The 3,697-nt window shown below is 45.0% G+C and carries 3 protein-coding genes; all 3 read left to right on the forward strand.

Annotated features, from left to right (window positions below; all coding sequences use genetic code 11):
- Nucleotides 1-235: 235 nt before the first annotated feature.
- The 3 genes from IHD13_RS17880 (at nucleotide 236) to murB (ending at nucleotide 3,663) form a co-directional block, all read left to right on the forward strand.
- Nucleotides 236-1,555, forward strand: coding sequence for a lipopolysaccharide biosynthesis protein (locus IHD13_RS17880; RefSeq protein WP_195862392.1), 1,320 nt, complete (start codon nucleotides 236-238; stop codon nucleotides 1,553-1,555).
- A 9-nt stretch (nucleotides 1,556-1,564) separates the two neighbouring features.
- On the forward strand, nucleotides 1,565-2,818 hold the full coding sequence (locus IHD13_RS17885) for a UDP-N-acetylglucosamine 1-carboxyvinyltransferase (protein WP_326838390.1): 1,254 nt from the start codon (nucleotides 1,565-1,567) through the stop codon (nucleotides 2,816-2,818).
- Nucleotides 2,819-2,880: 62 nt separating this feature from the next.
- On the forward strand, nucleotides 2,881-3,663 hold the full coding sequence (gene murB / locus IHD13_RS17890; RefSeq protein WP_230086410.1) for a UDP-N-acetylmuramate dehydrogenase: 783 nt from the start codon (nucleotides 2,881-2,883) through the stop codon (nucleotides 3,661-3,663).
- The last annotated feature ends 34 nt before the right edge of the window (nucleotides 3,664-3,697 follow it).

Raw genomic sequence — 3,697 nt, forward strand, 5'->3', positions numbered from 1 at the left:
GCAGAAGAAAGCCGCGCTGGATGAGGCCTATCTGGCGGACATTCTCGCGGTGTAGGTTTTTTCATGCGTTTTCCCTGCGTTTTCCGTTCGTGGAGGATCTATAGTATGTCGCACCGAGGTTGGCTTCCACACTGGAGATGAAAAATCATAAAAATTAATTATCGATTTCTGTCACTTTATAATCTCAACTCACTAATACCTTCTTAGATCAAACCTCCTCCTAGAGCAAATTTAGATGTCTGATAAGTCGCTTTCTGACGTGCCTAATTTGTTGATTAAGCCCCTGAGAAAGATTTTTGGTGGCACTGCCAGTAGTGTTTTCAAAGGAATGGCAGTGTTAGCAGTAGGTAGTGGTATCGCGAGAGTTGTTGGCATTGCAGCCATTCCGGTTTTGACTCGCCTTTATAGTCCAGAAGATTTCGGTGCTCTTTCTGTATTTTCCGCTTTGATATCAATCATTTCACCCCTCTTGACCTTGCGCTACGTTCTGGCGATTCCACTCCCAAATCACGATGGCATGGCATTTAACCTTTTGGTGTTTAGCAGCGGAATAATGCTAGGATTCATGCTGCTAATCAGTGCCTTGCTTTTGGTGTTCGGGGAGCATGTGTTAGCAATATTCTCTATGGAGATACTGGCTCCATGGTGGTGGTTGATTTCTATAGCCTTGTTGACGTCAGCTAGCTATGAAATGATGACTTTGTGGGCTACTCGACAGCGAAATTATCGTATAATTGCCCGCACAAATATATGGCAAAGTGTGATTGGTTCCTTAGTAAAAATTCTCTTTGGGTTGATGGCGATTAAGCCGGGGGGGCTTTTGCTAGGACAGGTTTTTGCTAATGGGGGAGGGAGCGGAAGCCTGTTCCGTGCGCATGGTGTAGAGTTTAAGAAGAATCTAAAGTTTTTGAGGTGGTCAAGGATGAAGAAAGTCGGTTGGCGGTATCGAGACTTTCCCTTCTTTCGTGTTCCATCGCAGTTCTTTCTAGCGCTTTCTTCAAGTGCGCCATTGCTGTTTATGGCTGTGTTATATGATGCTCAAACCACTGGCCAGTTGGGGTTAGCTCTGATGGCTTTAGGACTACCACTTCAGCTGTTTGGTAGAACCCTGGCAAAAGCATTTTATGCAGAGGCAGCTAACTTGGGGCGCAAAAATCCGGGAAAAATTCGCAGTATGGCCCGTGCTGTGATTAAAAGGCTGCTACTTTTCTCAATTCTGCCTGCCGCTGTACTGTTTTTCTTTGGGCCTGTTCTTTTTTCCTTGGTGTTTGGTCATGAGTGGGAGCTTTCTGGCACTTTTGCGTCTATCTTATCAGTATATCTAGTGGCGCAATTTTCTCAAACGCCTGTAGCACATGTTTTTTATATATTTGATGGTCAGAAGCAATTGCTTCTCCTTAACTTTCAACGCCTGCTTATTTTGCTGGCATGTTTTGGTTCTTCGTATCTTCTTAACCTAGAGGCAGAGACTGCAATCTGGATCTATGCCATATCACTTTCATTGCATTACTTTCTGAGTGTTTGGTATGCAATGAGGTTTATTTCTCGGCAATAAGGTGGAATCGTGACAATTAAAATTTTCGGCTCACGGCAGCTTGAAGGTGAAGTAAGGATAAATGGCGCAAAGAACTCTGCGCTTCGGTTATTAGCAGCAAGCCTGTTAACTTCAGAGTCAATAATGTTGAGGAATTTCCCTTCACCATTGCTGGATATTCAGGTTCATATAGACATGCTAAGTCGCCTTGGTAAGCAATGCGAACTGATCGATAAAGATCATATAGGGATTTTTGAGCCTACACAGATTGACGCTACTCTGGACTGGGAAGGCCGCTCTATTCGCAATACTCTGCTTATTTTGGGCGCACTTACTGCGCGCTTAGGTGTCGGCGCGGTACCGTTGCCTGGAGGCTGCAAGTTAGGGGAGCGAAAATATGATCTTCATGTAATTGTTTTAGAGCGATTAGGTGCTCGGGTTTGGGAAGAGGGTGATTACCTCTATGCTGAGGCGAAAGGTGGGTTTGTGGCTGCAGATATTCACCTACCAATACGCTCTACAGGTGCAACTGAAAATGCAGTACTATGTGCTACACTCGCAAAAGGAGTGACGCGGATTTGGAACCCCCACATACGGCCTGAAATATTGGATCTTATTTCATTGCTTAATAAAATGGGTGCTAAGATTCGTGTCTTTGGACAAGAGCATATCGAAGTCACTGGTGTAGAAGGTTTGCATGGTGCTCAACACACTGTAATACCAGACAACATGGAAGCTATTACATGGCTTGCGGGAGCTGTTATCACTAGTGGCGATATAGAAATCCATGATTTTCCCTGTCAAGATCTAGAGGTGGTGTTAGCACACCTGCGGGCTGCTGGTGCTATTCTATATCATAGTGAACACTCCCTCATTGTTCGCGGTGGATCTTGTTATCCAATCGAAATTAGCACAGGCCCGCACCCTGGTATTAATTCAGATGTTCAGCCTATCTTAGCGGCTTGGGGCGCTAAAGCAAAAGGTGAGTCACGCATTATTGATTTACGATTCCCTGGTCGCTACGCTTATGCAGCGCAAATGTCGAAGATGGGAATTAAGTATGAAATTCGCGGTGATATGCTGGTGCTTCACGGTGCTGGTGGCCACTTATATGGAGCAGAAGTTAAGGCTTTAGATTTGCGCGCTGGAGCAGCGCTTGCTCTGTGCGGGCTAATGGCTGAAGGGGAGACAACAATCACCGACTCTTGGCAGATTGCTCGTGGTTACGTGGGATTTGTTGAAAAGTTGAAGGCCCTTGGGGCAAAAGTCGAATGCGTAGATTGACAAAGAGTGATATACATGAAATACGGCGTATATGCCCCGGCGGTGTCTCTCTCAGTGTTGACTTGTCGAAGTTCTCATGCTGGGGAATTGGTGGAATAGCAGATGCTATTGTTGAGCCAAACTCGATAGATGAACTCTGCTCACTGCGAGCTTTCATTGCTCAAGAGGGACTGGCTAGCATTGTAATTGGAGATACATCAAACCTTCTTTTTTCAGATAAAGGATTGCATGCTCTATGTATACGCATAGGCACAAGAATGTCTTCATTCAATTTTTACAAAGATTATGTGAATGTTCAAGCAGGTGTATGGGCTCCATATTTTTCGAGGAAGGTTATGCTGGCAGGGTTATCTGGAGCTGAACATATATGCGGCATTCCAGGCACTCTTGGTGGATTAATATGCATGAATGGTGGTAGCCAGCGAAAGAGCATTGGCGACTCTGTAGTGAGCATTACTGCTGTTGACACTTCTGGCAATCAGTTTGTTGTTGATAAAGCTTCTTGTGAGTTTGGATATAGAACTTCAGTATTCCAAGGCAATGAAAGGGTAATAGCAGAAGCACGAATGCGTTTTCTTCCAGCGGCTGACAAGGGTAGTGTGCGACGTGAGATGCTTTTAATTCTTAATGAAAGAAATAAAAAGTTTCCACGTAAGCAACCTAACTGTGGGTCCGTGTTTAAAAGTAATCCAGCCATGTATGAAGAAATTGGCCCTCCTGGTTATGTTATTGAGCGATTAGGCTTTAAGGGATATCGCATTGGCGGTGCCTTAGTATCAGCACGACATTCGAATTTTTTTGTTAATCCCGCCTTATTCACGAAGGTACCGAATCGCGCGTTATGACCCCATGGCTTGTCGGCTGCGCTTGCCACCAGCA

Source organism: Halomonas sp. 328 (genome assembly GCF_015645095.1).
Lineage (GTDB): Bacteria > Pseudomonadota > Gammaproteobacteria > Pseudomonadales > Halomonadaceae > Bisbaumannia.